At 34.3% G+C, this 20,098-nt stretch carries 17 protein-coding genes and 1 pseudogene; 8 read left to right on the top strand and 10 right to left on the bottom strand.

Going from position 1 to position 20,098, the window contains the following annotated elements; all coding sequences use genetic code 11:
- Window positions 1–82: 82 nt before the first annotated feature.
- A pseudogene (locus tag ASM33_RS08975) lies at window positions 83–1,050 on the bottom strand (IS110 family transposase).
- A 275-nt stretch (window positions 1,051–1,325) separates the two neighbouring features.
- Between ASM33_RS08975 and ASM33_RS08145 the strand changes: the two are divergent.
- On the top strand, window positions 1,326–2,312 hold the full coding sequence (locus ASM33_RS08145; RefSeq protein ID WP_157956349.1) for an integrase core domain-containing protein: 987 nt from the start codon (window positions 1,326–1,328) through the stop codon (window positions 2,310–2,312).
- A 160-nt stretch (window positions 2,313–2,472) separates the two neighbouring features.
- A complete protein-coding gene (locus ASM33_RS08140) occupies window positions 2,473–6,024 on the top strand; it encodes a collagenase (protein ID WP_110409611.1) in 3,552 nt (1,183 codons plus the stop codon).
- A 161-nt stretch (window positions 6,025–6,185) separates the two neighbouring features.
- On the opposite strand, the gene ASM33_RS08135 is transcribed toward ASM33_RS08140, so the two are convergent.
- Window positions 6,186–7,358, bottom strand: coding sequence for a porin (locus tag ASM33_RS08135; RefSeq protein ID WP_110409612.1), 1,173 nt, complete (start codon window positions 7,356–7,358; stop codon window positions 6,186–6,188).
- A gap of 158 nt (window positions 7,359–7,516) precedes the next feature.
- Between ASM33_RS08135 and ASM33_RS08130 the strand changes: the two genes are divergently transcribed.
- The gene (locus ASM33_RS08130) at window positions 7,517–8,071 is read left to right on the top strand and encodes a GNAT family N-acetyltransferase (RefSeq protein WP_110409613.1); all 555 of its coding nucleotides are present in this window, start codon (window positions 7,517–7,519) and stop codon (window positions 8,069–8,071) included.
- On the opposite strand, the gene secD is transcribed toward ASM33_RS08130, so the two are convergent.
- From secD to ASM33_RS08110, 4 genes are all read right to left on the bottom strand, one after another.
- A complete protein-coding gene (gene secD, locus ASM33_RS08125; protein ID WP_110409614.1) occupies window positions 8,068–9,678 on the bottom strand; it encodes a protein translocase subunit SecD in 1,611 nt (536 codons plus the stop codon). The two genes, ASM33_RS08130 and secD, sit on opposite strands and share 4 nt — an antisense overlap.
- 79 nt (window positions 9,679–9,757) lie before the next feature.
- Window positions 9,758–10,396, bottom strand: coding sequence for a hypothetical protein (locus ASM33_RS08120; protein ID WP_110409615.1), 639 nt, complete (start codon window positions 10,394–10,396; stop codon window positions 9,758–9,760).
- 237 nt (window positions 10,397–10,633) lie between these two features.
- Window positions 10,634–10,990 carry a hypothetical protein gene (locus tag ASM33_RS08115; RefSeq protein WP_237342918.1) on the bottom strand — a complete coding sequence of 119 codons (357 nt, stop codon included), beginning with the start codon at window positions 10,988–10,990 and terminating at the stop codon, window positions 10,634–10,636.
- Between the two features lie 363 nt (window positions 10,991–11,353).
- Window positions 11,354–11,848, bottom strand: a complete 495-nt coding sequence (locus ASM33_RS08110; RefSeq protein WP_237342917.1) for a hypothetical protein — start codon at window positions 11,846–11,848, stop codon at window positions 11,354–11,356.
- 148 nt (window positions 11,849–11,996) lie between these two features.
- On the opposite strand from ASM33_RS08110, the gene hemC reads away from it, so the two are divergent.
- From hemC to ASM33_RS08095, 3 genes are all read left to right on the top strand, one after another.
- Window positions 11,997–12,875, top strand: coding sequence for a hydroxymethylbilane synthase (gene hemC, locus ASM33_RS08105; RefSeq protein WP_110409616.1), 879 nt, complete (start codon window positions 11,997–11,999; stop codon window positions 12,873–12,875).
- Window positions 12,866–13,750 (top strand): UDP-N-acetylmuramate dehydrogenase, encoded by an 885-nt coding sequence (gene murB, locus ASM33_RS08100; protein ID WP_110409617.1) that lies wholly within the window; start codon window positions 12,866–12,868, stop codon window positions 13,748–13,750. The genes hemC and murB overlap by 10 nt, the downstream gene beginning before the upstream one ends.
- Before the next feature lie 238 nt (window positions 13,751–13,988).
- Window positions 13,989–14,312 (top strand): hypothetical protein, encoded by a 324-nt coding sequence (locus ASM33_RS08095; protein ID WP_110409618.1) that lies wholly within the window; start codon window positions 13,989–13,991, stop codon window positions 14,310–14,312.
- A gap of 51 nt (window positions 14,313–14,363) precedes the next feature.
- On the opposite strand, the gene ASM33_RS08090 is transcribed toward ASM33_RS08095, so the two are convergent.
- The 3 genes from ASM33_RS08090 to ASM33_RS08080 are packed head-to-tail and all read right to left on the bottom strand — an operon-like array spanning window position 14,364 to window position 16,252.
- Window positions 14,364–14,693, bottom strand: a complete 330-nt coding sequence (locus tag ASM33_RS08090; protein WP_110410543.1) for a MerR family transcriptional regulator — start codon at window positions 14,691–14,693, stop codon at window positions 14,364–14,366.
- Entirely contained in the window at window positions 14,686–15,006 is a 321-nt protein-coding gene (locus ASM33_RS08085; protein WP_110409619.1) for an integration host factor subunit alpha, read from the bottom strand. Before ASM33_RS08085 ends, ASM33_RS08090 begins: the two co-directional genes overlap by 8 nt.
- 49 nt (window positions 15,007–15,055) lie before the next feature.
- Complete coding sequence (locus ASM33_RS08080; protein ID WP_110409620.1) at window positions 15,056–16,252, bottom strand: MFS transporter; 1,197 nt, start codon at window positions 16,250–16,252, stop codon at window positions 15,056–15,058.
- Between the two features lie 334 nt (window positions 16,253–16,586).
- Here ASM33_RS08080 and ASM33_RS08075 point away from each other — a divergent pair, with 334 nt between their 5' ends.
- The gene (locus ASM33_RS08075; protein ID WP_110409621.1) at window positions 16,587–17,024 is read left to right on the top strand and encodes an SH3 domain-containing protein; all 438 of its coding nucleotides are present in this window, start codon (window positions 16,587–16,589) and stop codon (window positions 17,022–17,024) included.
- Between the two features lie 132 nt (window positions 17,025–17,156).
- A complete protein-coding gene (gene aspS, locus ASM33_RS08070; protein WP_110409622.1) occupies window positions 17,157–18,965 on the top strand; it encodes an aspartate--tRNA ligase in 1,809 nt (602 codons plus the stop codon).
- Between the two features lie 65 nt (window positions 18,966–19,030).
- Here aspS and ASM33_RS08065 read toward each other — a convergent pair whose 3' ends face one another.
- Window positions 19,031–20,017: an integrase core domain-containing protein gene (locus tag ASM33_RS08065; protein WP_157956349.1), complete on the bottom strand. Its 987-nt coding sequence runs from the start codon at window positions 20,015–20,017 to the stop codon at window positions 19,031–19,033.
- Window positions 20,018–20,098 lie beyond the last annotated feature (81 nt).

The following is a 20,098-nucleotide window of genomic DNA, read 5'->3' as shown; positions in this document are numbered from 1 at the left end:
AAACCATGTCATCTGAGTAGCTGACTACTCAGATCCAGGAAAAAAAGATAGATCCCAGATACTGTCTTTGATGTCAAACAAATTATCCAACTAAATTACAATTAAATGGTTGATTGTTTTTAAGAATACCAAAAAAGACATGCATTAATTTTCTCATTAACGCAAGGACTATGACTTTTGGGCATTTACCTTTACTTGCTAGACGCTGACAAAATTTTTGAAAATGATTATTATGGTTTTTGACTACTATAGCTGGCATATAAAGGGCTTTTCGGACGCGCTCAGATCCTATTTTACATATGCAACTTCTCTTACTTACAGACGATCCAGATTCATAATGTCCTGGATTTAGACCAGCAAAAGCTGTAAATTGCTTAGCATTGTCAAAATTATCAACCGCTGGCATTTCTGCAATAACAGCAACAGCAGTAAGATGTCCTATACCTTTTATAGTCTTGAGGTTTTCTACCATATTTTTTAGATGTGGTAGTGATTTATATGCTCATTAATTTCTGTTTCGAGAACAATAATTTGCTCCTCTATTGCCAAAATTACCTTAGATATAGCTTCTTTGCAGCTGGAATGCATATTTTCATTTTCCAAGCGGTTCATCTGTTGCAATTTATCATTTTTTAGCGATTGCATACAACGGTAAAGATCTCTTAAATGCCTCATTTCAGGTGCAATTGGTTTCCAAAGAGCAGGTTTATTCGCAATACAAAATCTAGCTATCATAGCTGCATCTGATTTATCTGTTTTATTTCTGAGCAGCTCACTTTTGCCAAAAGCCTTGATTTGAGCCGGGTTTACTATACTAACATTATGCCCTAAATCGTGCATAAAAGTAGCCAAATCTTCCCCATACCAGCTAGTTGCCTCAAGACACAGATGAATAAGATTTGCTCCATGGCCATTGCACCAAACCACAAGCTTTGCAAAGCCATCCTGATTATTTTGAAAGACTTTGTGTCGTTTTTTATTGTCCATCAGCAAACAAACATCAAATTTCTTTTTTGAAATATCCACACCCAAAATAGCATTTACTTGCATAAAATTACCTCCAAGACTATAAATAAACTGAGAGTTTAGACTAACCTTGTAATACGGGATATAATTCCAAAGATACTGTTCAGTCTTTTAACTCTATGGGAGGGGAGCAAAATCTGGAATTCGGCCTTATTGGCGTTAGTGTCAAGTCGGCTTCACCCTTCCTGCGTGGTATTTTAGCTCTAATGCCTCACATCATAAAGATACAAGTGTTACGCACTGGGATTGTAAAGGTCAACTAATTCGATGACAAAAATGTTAAGATAAAAGAAACATTTTTGAGGGAGTTAGGTATGAGAAGAAACACAGAAGATAAAACTTTAGAGAGAAATTACCAAAGTAAATGGAGATTTTTGATCAAAGAATATGAGCAAACAAAGGCAAAAAAGCATCCATTTTATAGATTTGTAGGCGATTTTTATCACGCTAATGGAATCAACAGACAAACATTCTGTAAATATTATAATAGGTATAGAAATAGCGGATTAGAAAAAGAGTTTTTACCAAGAAAAAGAGGTCCAAGATGGGAAAGTAGAAGAACAGATATTGAAATAGAAAAAGCAGTTATAGAGGAGCGGAAAAAAGGGATAAATAAATATGAAATTTGTGCTATACTAGCAAAAAAGTTGGGCAACAAAACACCTTCTCCATCTGGTATATATAATATTATTAAGAGAGCCGGCATGAATAAGTTGAGCACAAAAGAAAAAGAGGTGAAGAGAAAGATAATCAGGGAAAAAGCTGGAGAATTGGCACATATAGACTGTCATTATCTGAGTAAAGATATGATAATAAATGAGAGCAAAAGATACTATTTAGTGTGTGTAATAGACGATGCAAGCCGTATAGCATGGGCAGAAGTTTTAGAAAATATTCAGAGTCTGAATGTAATGTTTGCAGTGCTCAGATGTTTTAATTATATAAAGCAAAGTTACAGTATTCAGTTCAAAGAAGTAATGACAGACAATGGACCAGAGTTTGCATCAAGAAGTAATTTGGATGGACATCCATTTGAAAGAATGTTAGTTGAAATTGGCTTAAAGCATTTATATACAAGGCCATATAGACCACAAACAAATGGCAAAGTAGAGCGCTTTTGGCGGACTTTAAATGATGATTTGATTGAGGGAACAACGTTTGAGACCGTTCAAGAATTTAAGGATGAATTGTTTAGATATTTAATTTATTACAATGAACACAGGCCGCATCAAGCTCTTGGAGGTATTACTCCTTTGAGCTTTTTGCAAAATTTGTCAATGAATTAGTTGACCTTTACAGATGCTTATATTTTACATTTTGCATATAAAATTAATTGCTTATACCTTTTTACTAAAATGCAAATTATACTAACGTGAAAATTCACACTTTCTTAGAAAGATCATTTTATGCTTGGTCTAAAGAGTTAACAATTTGGAGGCTAAAGCTATGGCGATCAATCGACAAGCAAATAAAGGTATAACTAAAGAAGATTATTTTAACAACAATGGCAAAGGATTCGATTCACCATATATTATAAAAATTAATGATTTGAATATTAAAGTAGAAGTCTATTCTCACAATTTAAGAGCAAGTAAAATTGCTAAAGCTGAAAGTGAGATCAGAGAAACAGCCTCTAATTTTAAAAGTGCTTTTGGGTTAGAACGCAGCGGCTCAGAACAAACATTTAAAATTTACATGTTTGATGATAAAGCTGACTACACCAACCTTGGTGGAAATGAAGATTTTGATTTCAGACTTGGTAATGAGGGTGGTAAAATTTACTACAGAGGAGAACCAGGAAAATTTGTTGAAATGTTTGTCTATCAACAAGGTGGAGTTTACAATCTTCAACATGAATTTGCACATGGGTTAACTTACTATGCTACAGGAGGTAAATCTTTGCCTACGGTATTGATGGAGGGTATTGCAGATTATTTTGAGCATCACTCCGATCATAAATTCAATTCTCAAGGGTCAAGTATTGATAGAACTGAAGGTTCAAAGCTGGATTTGAGCAAAATTTTGAATTTGGAGTATTCAGCTAACAGCGAAGAAAATAGCTTGGTATATAAAACAGGTCAAGCATTGGTAATGTATTTACAAGAAAAACATCCAAACTTGCTAAGTGATTATCTAAGCGCTTTAGGTGCAGGTGATTCAGGTAAGTCACAAAATTTCTTAAACCAAATAACGCAGCATAATGATGACTTTAAAGATTGGCTCAGTTCTAATAATACAGAAACTGCAATGAGAGAAATAAATGCTCTGCAAGTAACAAAAGGAGAATATATAGCAACTAAAAAAGAAGTAGTAGACGGGGAAATTAAAGATGTATCTTACTATAGAGCAAATATTGAAAAAATGAATGGCGATGAAGTAGGAAGTTTTTCTCCTGTAGAACACACGTCATTTCATGATGTTATTCGTGCAACTAACAAAGCAACAGGTGATCTCTTACAGATATCAAAAGGAGAGTATAGTTTTTTAAAAGTAGTAAGTACTCTCGATGGAAAGTATAAGATCACTTATTCTAATAAAGATGGAGGTGAATATAAAGATAGCCAAGAATATAAGAAGCAGGTTGTGAAATTATTATCAAAATATGATGAAAATATAAAACAAACTTACGATGATGGGTTAAAAGATCTGAATCAACAAAGGCCAGTGAAATATGCTGAAATAAATGCAGAATATCGCGAAGGAAAAATTTCTTACGAGGAATATTCAGACAAACATCGTTCAATTCCTTCTTGGTATGAGAAATCAAAAAGCTCCTTACTTGATGAGATGATAAAAACTGGTTTAAAGCAAGTAAAAGCAACCAAGGGCACTGATGCTGAGAAGATATTAGAAGAATTAATTTGTATTGATCCAAATTTGATAAGAAGTGCAAGCCATATTGATCTACAAGAAGGTAAAATATTTACTTTAAAAGCTCTTGGCCAAGGAATGGATGGAGCACTATCTTTATACGATGGCAATACAAAGCTTGGAGAATTATTAAGCGAAACTGGATTGTTTAAGCAAGTTGAAGGCAGCAATAAAGAATCTTTCTTTTTTGGAGATACATTACATGGCCTGTATGTAAAATATGATGGTGGCGCTTATATGGCAATTACAAAAGAGGGTGGTCAGTATAAAGCATCTCTTATAGATGGGAGAAAGGTTCAAAGTGATGAGTATTTTGATAAGCCTCACTTACATGAAAATGAATTGTTAAGCCCGAGTGTTAATCATATTCAACAAGAAGATCTAGAGTCTTTATTGCTTAAAGACACTGAGATTTTAGATCACAAAGATTCAAAACATGCTCAATATTCTGACGAGCAAAAGGCAAGTGGAGTAATAGTAGAAAAAGGAAGATTGTTAGACAATAAAGGAACAGATAGAACAGATGATGATGTACACGAAGCAGTTGTGAAGCAAGGAGATGAAGCGTTACATGCCTTCAAAAATATGGGGTTTTATGTGCGTGAAGAAGTTATGGATGAAGCAGGTAATGTTACTCACGAAAGCGCATTATTTATTCATGATTATGGAGCAAATGTAAGATTTCAATTCCCAAACAGTATTACTCACCTGAAATTAGTACAAAAAGGTGGGGAATATAAGCTTGTTCCAGCGACAAGAGATGGTAACGAACACCCTGAAGGTATGCCAGATATATCAGATGAGTATAGATATATTGACCCAGTGTTTGCACATGAATATGAGACGAGAGAGTATTCTCATAAACATGTAAATATAGGCCTTATAAATTTTGATAAATATAGCCCTGGTAAGCTTTTCGCTGTTAAACATGATCCAAATGATTACAGCATACAGAGAAACTCTAGCGGTGAAATAGTTCGATCAAATGGACAGGCATATTTTACTAAGGTAAAATTATTTGATGGTGATGAAGAAGTGGGCATGCTATCTAATAATTTTCATAATTTCAAAGGTAAAATATTCTTTTCTGCTGATTATAATTACAGCTATAACGATTTCTTGGCATCTGTCTCTCCTCAAGTTGAAGTGGAAGATATGGAAGATGGAAGTAAGAAAATAACTTTTGATCAGGGTAAGGGTGATATAGGTGATACTAATAGAGGGTATACAGACCATCAGAGGATATTTACAAAAGGGAAGCAAGCTGAAACCCAAAAACAACAAGTAAGTAAGGAGCAAGATAATCCAGAATATGATACGCCAGAAAGTTTCAGTTATGGCACTCCTGGTGTTATTGCACAAGTTGCTAGTGATGCTTGGAGTGGTATATCTGATTGGTGGTCAGGTAGCAAGCAGGAAGAAAAGTCTGAAGCAAAAATAGTTACAGAGAGCAAAACTCATAGCGGGCAGTCATCGTTGCGAGGCTTAGCAGGAATGAGCAGAGATGATGAAATGCAGTCTGATCAACCACAGCAAGGTTTATCAAAATCAACAAGACCAGTGGCACATAAACAAGAACAGGTGGTATTGAAAGATACAATCTTAAAAATAGAAAAGAGCCGTGATCAAGATTCAGATGGAAAGCACAAGGTAAATGTTGTTATAGATTACAATGACATAAAATCCTTGTATCACAGAGCGGAAGGAGCAGACAAGCAATCTGTCTTAAAATTTTGGCATAAATTGCATGCATCAGAATATAAGGTTGGTGTTTTACCAGAAGAAAAATACTACTTTAAAGATAGTAAATTCGTAATTCATGATAGTGATGCAAAGAAACTTGTAGTGTTACCTGCAGATAAAATATCTATCAAGATAATGAAGCTTGGAGCTGACTATGATCTTGTTATAACTAATGAGAATGGTAAAGTGATAGGCGATGTTAGTAGAGTTGATCATTTAAACTATGAATTACTGTCAGATGCAAGTGGTTTTAGCTTAGAAACATTCGATAGTATAGAGCTATCTGATCTACATAGTGAATATGACTCTTACCTAATCAGTGGCTTGGGAGGAAAAATGTTTGATTGTCCAAGTTATCATAATCATGATCACGACTTAATCTAATAAATATGTGGAGCTAACTTAGTAACGATTAATAACCTAGTCATCCCGCTGCTTGTTAGCGGGATCTACGCTGAGATACCGCGAATAAATCGCGGTATGACGTCGGGAAATCTTACTTATTTCAGCTATACATAAAGGTTGCTGCTAGAATGCAGCAACCTTTATTTGAAGGTGAATTTTAATCCGGCAAGAAACACATAACCATTGTTGCTAAATATTATTTGTGGTTCTTTTGTGTCAAATTTTACAATATCTAAATAGTATGAAGTACCCAAAACAAATGGATATTCAAGGCTTACAGCGTATGATGTTAATTCGTTTTTGCCCAAATTAGCAATCTCCCTACCACTATTGAAATATGTTAAGCTCAATTTACGAGAATCAGAATGGTAAGCAACTCCTGTATTCATATAGTATGTGTTGGTTGTTTCAGGACTAAGCTTTCTACCTGACTTACCACCATTACCATACGAGAAAATATAATTAAGATTAAAGAACTTTACGTTCAAACCGAAATTCCAGTGTAGTAGTTGATTATTACATTGACGATTAGGTGGTTCACTTTTACAGTCAGTGAAATTTTCCCTTGCAAATTCACCAGTTAAGGCAGTAGTAAAATTTATGTCATCTGACAGACTATTGTAGTAAGAAAGACCTGCGCCGATTAGGTTGTTATATCCTAAATTACTTTTCCCAGGAACATAGCTAAGTCCTAACTGAAAATTATAAAATTCAGGAGATATATAGCTTATTACCGGTTGTGCTAACTCTAATTTTAATCCATTATACTCACTATAGATATTAGGTTTTACCCAAAAAGCGTTATCTTTATCATATCCACTTCCATCAGCTTTTTTGTGCTCACCACGCAAATTTGCATAATTTGCCCAATCACCATTCACTCCTCCACCTGCTGCGTAAATCTTTGAAGTATTAATTAGCATATCCTGACTAACTAAACTTCTTTTGCCATATTCAATTGATCCAAGTCCCAGATTTTTAATGATAAAATACCACTCTTCTAGATCCAGTTTTTTTATATCGAGTGCTTTTAGATTTGCAATACTAGAAGCTCCTACTTTGACATTAAATCCCATTTGAGTGCTTGGATAAACACGTTGTAGATAAAGAAAGCGCATGTTTGAGCAACTTGAAGTCTTGTATTTAGCATCATAACCAAAAGGCCCTGTTTCATGGACATAGCCAAATTTTAAATCCATTTTTGCATCTAGTGCTGCATAAAATATTCCCTTATCAAGAATGACTCTGGCGTTAGCATTATTTTGTGAGAATAATAATAAAAGTAGTGCTATCAGGTAGTATCTTAACCGCATAAGTAATATTAAATTTGTACGAAAATGGAATTAAATTTCAGTTTAAACCTAATATAGATAAAAAACAACTGTAAAGGAATTAAACTTCTTGCATAATCAATGTATCGTAAGAGGAGAATAGAAAAGATAATAGCTTGAAAAATTTTTATGAGGAACACATGAACGAAAATATAACATTTGAACCATTAAAAGAAGAACACTTCCAGCTATTGCTCAGATGGTTAAAAACACCTCATGTGAAAAGATGGTGGGATACGGATATCAATTGGACAATAGAGCTGATTGAGAAAAGATATGGTAATTACGTAAAAGGATTTAAGCGTTTGGTGCTTGCAACGCAAGTGATTGAAAAATCCATGCATGCTTTTATTATTAATTTTAATAAGACTGCTATTGGCTATATTCAATTCTATAATAAACATGACTTTCCACCTGAGCAGGGATATGATGCTTCAGATCTTCCAGATAGCTGTGCTGCAATAGATTGGTATATTGGAGAGCTGGATTATGTAGGTAAGGGCATTGGTTCACAAGCTTTGGATATATTTTTGAATGAATTTGTCTTTAAAATTTTTGAAAACGTCTTTGTTGATTCTGAAACAGCAAATATTGGTGCGATTCGTGTTTACGAAAAAGTTGGGTTTAAAAAAATTAGGGAAGATAATAGTGTAACTTTGATGATTAAAAATAATACTAATGGTATTTTACATTAAAGAATCAATTTTTTAGGATTCACGCATAGCTCTATCAAAAGCTTTGTGACTGTGATTGCAGAAAACATCGAACATAAAATTCCTATTGATAAAGTGACGGAAAAACCTCTTATTGCTCCACTGCCAATAATAAACATTATTCCTGCAGCAATTAATGTTGTGATGTTTGAGTCCAGTATGGTTTTTATCGCATTTTTAAACCCTTCTTCAATAGCACGTTCCACTCTCTTGCCAGATTTGATTTCCTCACGAATTCGCTCAAATATTAAAACATTTGCATCAACTGCCATACCAACAGTGAGTGCAATACCAGCAATTCCAGGCAGAGTTAGAGTCGCTTCAAGCAGTGTCAGAATTAATAATATGAGAATTACATTAAAAAGTAATGCAACAGAGGCTAATAAGCCTAATTTACCGTAAATAATAATTATAAAGAAAGATACAGCTATTATAGAAATTATGGCTGCCATTTCTCCTGCTTTTATTGACTCTTCTCCGAGACTCGGACCAATATTTTTCTCTTCAATTATTTTAAGCGGCGCTGGCAGTGCTCCAGATTTTAAAAGTATTGCAAGTTCGCTTGCTTGTTTTTCAGTGAAACTGCCACTAATTTCTCCTTCTCCATTTAAAATAGGTTCACGTATCTGTGGCACAGTTAAGATTGTATTGTCCAAAACAATCGCAAAAGGTTTTCCAACGTTTTCTTTAGTGATTTTTGCGAATTTTTTACTTGCTGTGCTGTCAAATTTAAAATGTACTGCTGGTTTACCAAGAGAGCCAAATCTAACTGATGCATTAACAAGTGCATCACCACCTATTTCAGTTTTGCGAAATATTGGATAAGAATTACCTAAAGAATCTTTAAGTAAAACAGTGGTTTCATGATCTATATCCTGTATCTTAGCCACATTATTGTTCGCCAAATGGAAACTTAACTTAGCTGTTTTGCCAAGCAGAGATTTTATCTGTTCAGTATTATCCACTCCAGGCACCTGCACTAATATTTTGCTCTGTCCCTGCTTTTGCACGCTCACTTCTTTTGTTCCAAGCGTATCCAAGCGCCGCTGGACATTATTTATCGATTCTGCAGCTATTTCACTGATTAAAGAGCTTTTGTAATGAGGCTTATACGAAATGAAAATAGAAGAGTCTTTTTTACTCAGCTCTAAATTAGGATCCATTTTACTAATTAATACAGATGCTTTTTTATAGTCATCGGGGTTGCTTAATTTGACAATTACTTTTTCACCAGCCCCATCTGGTGTCATTCCAGCGCGTGATGCTGGAATCCACACCTCTTTTTTCTGGATCCCAGCTGAAATAACAGGTGATTTTGCAAGAGGTTCGTTTTGTATATCACACTTAATATTTTTTGCTAGTAACGCTTCTTTTATCTCATCAGCTAGTATACCTAATTTTTCTTTGAAGTAGAAATCTAAGTCTATATTCAGGAGTAAAGATGCTCCTCCTTTCAAATCAAGACCCAAATTTATTCTCTTTGTTGAAATAAAAAACTTATTATCAAAAAAATTTGGCAGTACCATATATAAAGACAGCAGACAAATTAGTAATACTGAAATCGATTTTACTATAAGCCTGCTGAACATAAGTTATAATTTAAAATTATAGAACTGATTGTAAACTAAATAATTATTTACTACAAGACAGAGGTGATAATAGGATATCTTATTTATTCTCACTAAATTGTATGTTCCGCATTTGGTTAATAGCAACCTCATCAATATTACAGTTTACTTTTTCTGTTGGAGAAAGGCATTTAGCTATATAATCAACTGCATTATTGGCAATCCATAGTGCTCCCAATACCGCCACAACTGTAATAGTTCCTATTGCTGCACCTTGTAACGCAGATGAACCTAAAAAAGCAGCTGAGCAACCCTTGATTAACATCGTAGAAGGAAAAACAGCATTTGCAACTGTTGCAATGCCAGCTCCTAACATAAAATTTACTCCTGCTCCTATACCAACTCCAAATGCAGTGGGAATAACAAAATTTATAACTAATTTGGTGAAATTTTTATACTCCCATAATAATTCTAAATTTTTGCATCCCGATAATGATTCGTTTGGCTTTCTTATTACAACGGAATCAACAAAGAACAGTACTGAGAATAAAGTCAATAGACAACCCAAAAATCCACCAGTCAATAAAGCAACTGCTAATGCTGAAGATGTATAACGTGCAATAATAACTGCCATACCTGATCCAAAGAATGCTCCGATTGCTCCGCAACACATAAACTTTGTAAAAAGAGACGCTTCGCTACCATGACCATGATATGGTCTATTGTCCGATACTAACATAAAATACCCCATTAATTATTAGTTAAATATCTTTACTGTACTATGCTCATTATAGAAGAGTCAACAACTGAATTGGAAATAACAAAAAATAGACATAGAATACAAACATGTGACTTGAAATGAAATATATGCTAAAAAGACAGCAGACAAATTAGTAATACTGAAATCGATCTTACTATAAGCCTGCTAAACATAAACTATAATTTAAAATTATAGAACTGATTGTAGATAAAATAGCTATAAACTACAACACAATGATGGATCGTCTTCCTTTTCCTTTGAAGAAAAGCGTTCAATTACAGGTGATATAATAAACCCTTCCACAGAGGCTGTTACAAAGAAACCTGCAAGTGGTGCTATAGCTCCTATTACTGCACCTACCAAAGCTGGTGACCCCATTGCAAGCATTACGCCAGGGAATATAGCATTTGCGGCTGCAGCAAAGCCAACTCCAATGAGACCGCTTGTAGCTGTCCAAGCGACCAGGGCAAACATTTCCTTTAAATCTGCTCTTCTACCATTTCCTTCACATAACTTTTTTAATAATGATAGTATAGAAAAAGTTAAAAAAAGTGCAGGAACTATAGAACCCAAAACTCCACCTGCGATCAAAGGTGATAAAACTCTAGAACTTAGCCAAAGACCTTATAAAGAGCCAATTACTGCCACTATTACTAATATTTCTCCTAAAGAAATCAATGCATCTTCAATGTTCTTATCCATAATAACCTCTCAATGTTTACCTAACAACTTCAATAATGGCATTAAAAATCAAAAATTGTCAAGTTGCAATAATGAGCTTGATTTATGCCTATAAGATTACTTAAAGTACGTGGAATCTATAATTATAATATTTCATACAGCAGACAAATTAGTAATACTGAAACCGATTTTACTATAAGCCTGCTGAACATAAGCTATAATTTAAAATTATAAAACTGATTGTAGGTAAAATAGCTATAAACTACAACACAATGATGGATCGTCTTCCTTTTCCTTTGAAGAAAAACGTTCAATTACAGGTGATATAATATACTCACTCACTTGGTCAGGTAGAAGGAAACCTGCAGTTGGTGCTATAGCTCCTATTATCGCGCCTACCAAAGCTGGTGACCCAATTGCAAGCATGACACCAGGAAACATAGCATTTGCGGCTGCAGCAAGACCAACTCCAATTAGACTGCTTGTAACTGTCCAAGTAACTATGTGAGTCGCACGTTTTAAAGCTATTTCTTTAAGATCTATATCACCTAACTTACTTAATGCTATAATCTGAAAAGTTGAAAAAAGTGCAGCAATTGCAAAACCCAAAATTCCACCTACAACCAAAGGTGATAAAACTCTGGAGCTAAGCAAAAGTCCTTGTAAAGAGCCAATTACTGCCCCTACTACTAACATTCCACTTAAAACAATAATAGCAACCCATGGATATTCATTATTTTGTCCATTCATAATAGCCTCATTAACACTTATCTAAATAATGCTAATATTAGCATTATAATTTAAAAATTGTCAAGATATTTAAGAATTGTCAAGTTGCAATAGTGCGCTCGATTTGGAACAATATAAATAATCAAACATATGACTTGAAATAAAATACATGCTAATAAGAATAGGAACCAGAGGAAGCGACCTTGCAATTGCCCAGGCTTTGGAGGCAAAACAGAAATTGCTGAGTTTCTTTCCTGATTTATCTACTCAAATCATTAAGATAAAAACTTCTGGGGATAAATACGCCAGTGCAAACCTTGCTGAGATAGGTGGTAAAGGGTTATTCATCAAAGAAATTGAAACTGAATTACTTGAGAATAATATAGATATAGCGGTTCACTCGCTGAAGGATATGCCTGCATTTTTTTCGAAAGATTTAACAATTCCCTGTATTTTGGAAAGGTTGAGTCCAAATGATGCATTTATTTCTCATAAGTATAATAGCCTTGAGGATTTACCACAGCAGGCCACAATTGCTACTTCTTCAATCAGAAGAAAAGTTCTGTTGCTAGAGCTGAGGCCAGATTTAAATATAGTACCACTACGTGGAAATGTAACCACTAGGCTGCAAAATCAAAATTTTGATGGAATAATTTTAGCTGAAGCTGGACTGATAAGATTAGAAAAACATCACTTAATCACAGAAGTATTATCACCAAAAATAATGCTCAGTGCAGTGGGGCAGGGAGCAATTTGCATTCAATGTAGGAAAAATGATGTAAAAGTTATCGATCTTTTAGAGAAAATTAATAATAATAAGTCTTTTATGAGAGTGAAGTCAGAACGTAGTTTTATGAAGACAGTAAATGGTTCATGTTTTACACCACTTGCAGCGTTGGCTGAATATGTGGATGAGAATATGCTCAATCTTCATTGTATGCTAGCAAATGAAAAAAACGTATACTTTACTGAGCGCACTTCTTTTGTGGAAGATGCAGAAAAAATGGGCGTAGATGCAGGATTAGAGTTGAAATCAAGATGCTTATAAGCTTACCTAAAGTACGTGGAGTCTATCGTTATAACGTTTCAATGTCTAAAATGACATGGCTCAGTGTCGGTGGGCAGGTTGACGTATTATTTAAACCAAGTGATATCGAAGACCTAACGTGCTTGATTAAAAACACTGAATTGCCAATTAGTGTGATTGGTGCAACATCTAATATAATCGTTCGAGATAGCGGTATTAGAGGAATAACAGTAAAACTAGGTAAGGAATTTGCATATATCGAGTATAAGGGTAACAACACTATTGTTGCTGGTGGAGCTGCGCTGCTCAGCAATCTTGCTTACTTTGCGGGAAATCAGCAAATTAGTGGTTTGGAGTTTTTAGCTGGAATTCCTGGAACGGTTGGTGGAGCAATAGAAATGAATGCAGGCGCATACGGCAGTGATATTGGAAGTGTTGTGCAGTCTATAAAAGCAGTAAATTTACATGATGGAAACCTATATGAATTCTTAAGTGAAGAGATGAGTTACTTTTATCGTGGACATAGCCTAAAAGGAAGTTGGATTTTCGTTGAAGCTGAGTTTAAAGGGGCAAGCTCGGAACCTGAATTGATAGCACAAAAAATGAAGGAAATTATTCACAAAAAAAATAAAAGTCAGCCAATAGCTGGAAAAACTGCTGGATGCATATTTAAAAACCCAAAAGACTATCAAGCATGGGAATTGATTGATCAATCTGGATGTCGAGAACTTGGTATAGGTGGAGCTAAAATTTCAGAGAAGCATTGCAACTTTTTATTAAACCATAATAACGCAACTGCATCTGATTTAGAGAATCTTGGCAACAAGATACAAGAAATTGTGAAAAATAAGTTCAATGTTGAGCTTGAGTGGGAGATAAGAGTCCTGGGAAGCTAAAAATAGATTACTGTTGCATCAAGCAATATGAAAGAATTTGCATAATAATAAGCTTTCCTAGATTTTTGAAAAATAAAATCAATAGCAGCGTTAATATCTAGCAAGAAAATCTGTTACCTTTTAAATCACCCAGTAAAACTTATACATAAACAACTAAGTGATAATATTTATACCAAGATTGACATATTATTAATAGCTTTGTGCTAGAATATCGATGATTATTAATTTGGTATATATTATGGTTAATAAAATAATAAAAACTCACTCTGTAAATAATGGTTATGTAAAAAATACATTAACCCTTTCAACAGAAGAAAATAGTGCAACAAATAAAGCGCAAACTCCACAATACAACCACTCTCCAGCATTTCATGGTCCCAATGCTCCAGCTGCCTATGGTTTTTGGGATGATTTCGGGAAAGAACTCTTGAATTTTGGAAACGGAATAGTAAAAGGAATAACTAGACCAGATAAGGTAATATCAGAATTACTGGGAGCTCCTACAGCTGAATCTACTAATACTCCTGACATTACATCACATATTGAAGTAACATTCTTTTAATAAGCTTCTTTATCTCTATTGTACCGCAGTTTATTCTGCGGTATTTTGTGATTACTCTTCAGCACCTACTTCATTAATTAAATAATCCCTTAAATCCTTAAGTTCTTGCAATACATTCTCTAAATACTTTCCGTCATGACTGACTTTAATATCGTTATTAAATTCCTTTTGTGCCCCTCTTATTGTGTATCCTTTATCGTATAGCATACATTTTATTTTCTTTATCACTTCTATGCATTTATGGTCATATAGCCTTCTTCCTTTACGCTTTATAGGCTCAATTTGATGAAACTGACTTTCCCAAAATCTTAAAACATGTTGTTCTAAATGTAGGTCTTCAGCAACTTCTCCAATCGTATAGAATAATTTTTCCTTATCCATTAAATCTATCATTATTTATTAATCTTTTTATATTCCCTGAAGGCTTAAAAGAAATTGAATTTCTTTCTGGAATTATCACTTTCTTTGATGTCTTTGGCACATTTCCTGGCCTTGCTTTCTTTCTCTTAACCACAAACGTCCCAAACGATTGTATTTTCACTTTTTTATCTTTTGCCAGGCTTGTTCTTATTTCATCCAATATATCCTCTATTATTGCAGCAGAGTCTCCCTTTGAAAATCCTATTTCTTGATTTATAATTTCAACTATTTTTGCTTTAGTTACTGTCATTTCTTTTAATTTAGTGTGGTCCATAATCTATAAATACCAACTATGAAAATACAATATAGCAATCAACTTGTAGTTAAGCTACTGTATTTTTAGGATATGTCTCTTTTGTTGCATAATTTAAAACGCTAGCAATTGCTAGCATTACAAATATTGCAAAAAGCGCCATCTGATGGTCTGTAAAAAGCGCTAACATTGACACTATAATTCCGCTGGCAATAAACATAAACCCATTGATGATAGACGATGATGTGCTAATGTATCTTCGTTTTACAATCTCACTACCAACTGTAAAATTGAGCATATGTCCACCTGCAGCAAATCCAAACATTAACATACAAGAGTACACTATGTTAACTGTTAAATGACTGCATAATAAAATAATAATTGAGATGCCTTGCAATGCAGCGAAAGCAGAGATTACATGCCTTCTATTTTTGAATAATTTTGAGACTCGATCTGCAATCGGTGCACCAGCTGCAAGGCCAAGCCATAATATTGCAGTTGCTGTACCAAGTTGAACAGAGTCAAGCCCTGCAGTGCTAAGTAATCTTGGAGCCCATAAGGTATTAAGTGCTAAAAATGTTCCAAAAGTGATAGCACCAACTATTGAAGTTATCCATATATCTTTTAATTTTAGTACTGTTAACATAGAATATATTACTACTTTTATAGAGCCCTTTATCGTATATTTTTTTGAATTTTTCTCTAGAAATGCGTTTGAGCGAAGAGACGTAAATATCAACGTTATTAAACCAAATAACATTATATATATAATAAGATTTTTCCAGTATACCCCCATGGAAAGTAGACCAGAGAATGATATTTGAATTACTAAAGCAGAAAGACTTGAAATTGTCTGCACAAATGAAAACATCAGTCCGAATTCAGTAATCGGAAAACATACGCTACTCACATAAGCAGCACTAACAAAACCAAATGATGCTCCAGTTGCAAGCAAGATTTGAGATAAAATTAAATAGGAAAAACTGTTACCATAGATAAGTAAAATGAATCCTAGAATCATGGTTGATAATGAAAAAAAATAAACTTTTCTAATTGAAAAAATATTGAACATTGACCCACTAAAAAATTGTAAGATAGCGAAAGTCCAAGTATATAATAAATTAGCAAGTGCAATTTGTGTAATTGTGAGCCCAAGCTCTTCTTCCAGATTGACACTTATAAAAGTATATATTATTTGCATGTTGCTAAATATAACAACTAAGTTACTAACTATCCAAATGAGCCATGCTTTAGTTCTATCTTCCATAAGGTTCTTGTGGTTACATTGTATGATACAAACTTCTAAAATCATACGCACAACTTGGCTTCTTTTGAAGCTATTTTAACCAGACTATTTGATGGATAGTATAAAAAATTACTTTGGTTACTCAACTTACCTCATTATAATAATAATAGAGGTATTTCTAGAGCTCAAAAATCTATCTCCGTCTGCGCAGGCTTTTCAATTATTTTCTTCAGTTTGAATGCAATGTATCCTATTCAGTGTGTATGGGCGCGCACATATGCTTAATCTCTGTCTCATGTGCATTGCATTCTTTCTGAGTTTTGTGGAATAGTTATGGATCAAGTTATAGGATAACATGGTTTGGAATAAGTTTATTATCATATTACTTTCATTGTTTAGTTTCAGCTTATCCGCTGGTAACTTTTCTTCAACAAAATCAAGCAAGATCAACATGAGAACAGGACCAGGATTTCACTATCCAGTCAAGTGGATATACACTTGCAAGAATCTCCCTCTTAAAGTCATAGAAGAATTTGAAAATTGGAAGAAAGTCTGTGATATAAATGAAGACTGTGGATGGATAAAAAGCAATCTGCTGAGCGATAAACCTTATGCAATGATCATGGAAGACACTTTTGGCTATAAAAAGCAGAGTGCTGATAGCAAGATCACTATGAAAATAGATAAATCTGTCATAATGAGAGTAGAAAAATGTAATGGAAAATGGTGCTTATTGTCTGCATTGAATCGCAAAGCATGGGTGCAGAAAGAGTACATATATGGAATTGACTAAGATTCAGTTATAATTTAACTTACAATTTCTGACAGTATAACTACAAGCACTATTTATTTCAGTAACAGTTTAGGCTTGTGCATAATAAGGTTTATTTCTATACTTTTTAAAGAATTTAGAGTGAAAATAAATATGAATTGCTATAAAACTCATACGTGTAATCAATTGCAAAAAAATGATGTAGGAAAGGAAGTAACACTTTCAGGATGGCTTTATCGCAAACGCGACCATGGCAATCTAATTTTTGTGGACCTTAGAGATTTTCATGGCATTACTCAGCTGGTGTTTAATAATGATAAAGATTTTTTTGATCAGATCTCAACCTTAAAGTCAGAAAGTGTCATTACTGTTAAAGGAGTAGTAACAGCCAGAACTGAAGACACAGTAAATAGCTCTATTGCAACCGGTGCAATTGAAGTGGTAGTGAGTCATTTGCATGTTGAATCAGAAGTTGAGTTTCATAGTGACGAGGAAATAGCAAAGGAAGAAAGAAGCATATTAGCAAGCATTGCAGGTGAGCAAGAATACCCGGAAAATATGAGGTTTAAGTATAGATTTATTGACCTAAGACGTGAAAAAGCCAGAAATAACATTATTCTGCGTTCACAGGTTGTTGCAGAGCTCCGGAAGCTCATGATAGAACAAGGGTTCTTAGAAATTCAAACTCCGATACTCACTGCTTCATCACCCGAAGGAGCACGTGACTATTTGGTGCCAAGCAGATTAAATCCTGGTAAGTTTTATGCATTGCCACAAGCTCCACAAATTTTTAAGCAGCTCCTTATGGTCTCTGGATTTGATAAATATTTTCAAATTGCACCATGTTTTCGTGATGAGGATGCAAGAGCTGACCGCTCTCCAGGTGAATTTTACCAACTAGACCTTGAAATGTCCTTTGTTACTCAAGAAGATATCTTTCAGATTATTGAGTCTGTTTTATATAGTGTATTTGCTAAATTTTCTAAAAAGTCTATTGAGAAAAATTTTCCACGTATTACCTATAAAGAGGCAATGCTGAAATATGGCTCTGATAAGCCAGATTTACGAAATCCACTACTCATCAGTGACGTTACAGAAATTTTTCGTGATTCAGAGTTCAACATTTTCAAAAAAAATGTCGAGTGTGGTATGGTAGTAAGAGCAATTCCGGCTCCCAAAACAGCAAAAGAACCACGTAGCTTTTTTGATAAAAAAATAGAGCATGCACAAAAAGAATTCGGTGCAAAAGGTCTTGGGTATATAACTTTTGATGATGACGGATCTGCAAAAGGGCCGATTGCTAAATTCCTTGATGAGAATAGGCTCAATCAAATTAGAGAGATGACAAATATAAAACCAGGAGACAGTGTATTTTTCACATCGGGCAAAGAAGATGAGGCGGCAACAATAGCAGGAAAAGTACGTACTCTTCTTGGATCAGAACTCAGTCTTATAGATGACAATGTCTTCAAATTTTGTTGGATTACTGATTTTCCATATTTCTTTTATGATGAAAAAAACAAAAAGATCGATTTTTTTCACAATCCATTCTCTATGCCGCACGGTGGTATGCAAGATTTAGAAGAAAAAGATCCGCTAGAGATTATTGCTTATCAATATGATTTTGTCTGCAATGGAATAGAGCTATCAAGCGGGGCAATTCGTAATAATAAGCTGGATATTATGTATAAAGCTTTTTCCATTGCAGGCTATAATAAAGAAGAAGTTGACGCAAAGTTTGGAGCGCTTGTGCGTGCATTTAGATTTGGTGTTCCACCTCACGGCGGTATAGCACCTGGGGTTGATAGAATGGTTATGCTGCTTGCAGATGAGCCAAACATTCGCGAGGTAATCTGCTTTCCGATGAATCAGCAAGGTGAAGATGTATTAATGGGTGCTCCTTCTAAAGTGGATAATGGTCATTTAAAGGAGTTGTCTTTACAGGTTATCACTCAAGAGTAGATCACTTGCATAACATTATTTTAGCAACTTAAACTACCTTAAGTTGTCATCCCTGTAAAGGTCAACTAATTCATTGACAAATTTTGCAAAAAGCTCAAAGGAGTAATACCTCCAAGAGCTTGATGCGGCCTGTGTTCATTGTAATAAATTAAATATCTAAACAATTCATCCTTAAATTCTTGAACGGTCTCAAACGTTGTTCCCTCAATCAAATCATCATTTAAAGTCCGCCAAAAGCGCTCTACTTTGCCATTTGTTTGTGGTCTATATGGCCTTGTATATAAATGCTTTAAGCCAATTTCAACTAACATTCTTTCAAATGGATGTCCATCCAAATTACTTCTTGATGCAAACTCTGGTCCATTGTCTGTCATTACTTCTTTGAACTGAATACTGTAACTTTGCTTTATATAATTAAAACATCTGAGCACTGCAAACATTACATTCAGACTCTGAATATTTTCTAAAACTTCTGCCCATGCTATACGGCTTGCATCGTCTATTACACACACTAAATAGTATCTTTTGCTCTCATTTATTATCATATCTTTACTCAAATAATGACAGTCTATATGCGCCAGTTCTCCAGCTTTTTCCCTGATTATCTTTCTCTTCACCTCTTTTTCTTTTGTGCTCAACTTATTCATGCCGGCTCTCTTAATAATATTATATATACCAGATGGAGAAGGTGTTTTGTTGCCCAACTTTTTTGCTAGTATAGCACAAATTTCATATTTATTTATCCCTTTTTTCCGCTCCTCTATAACTGCTTTTTCTATTTCAATATCTGTTCTTCTACTTTCCCATCTTGGACCTCTTTTTCTTGGTAAAAACTCTTTTTCTAATCCGCTATTTCTATACCTATTATAATATTTACAGAATGTTTGTCTGTTGATTCCATTAGCGTGATAAAAATCGCCTACAAATCTATAAAATGGATGCTTTTTTGCCTTTGTTTGCTCATATTCTTTGATCAAAAATCTCCATTTACTTTGGTAATTTCTCTCTAAAGTTTTATCTTCTGTGTTTCTTCTCATACCTAACTCCCTCAAAAATGTTTCTTTTATCTTAACATTTTTGTCATCGAATTAGTTGACCTTTACAGGATGACAGGAGGAGTGCTAATGAAATGA

The organism is Wolbachia endosymbiont of Folsomia candida (assembly GCF_001931755.2).
In the GTDB taxonomy this organism is placed as follows: domain Bacteria; phylum Pseudomonadota; class Alphaproteobacteria; order Rickettsiales; family Anaplasmataceae; genus Wolbachia.
This window is presented reverse-complemented; position numbering and strand designations above follow the sequence as displayed.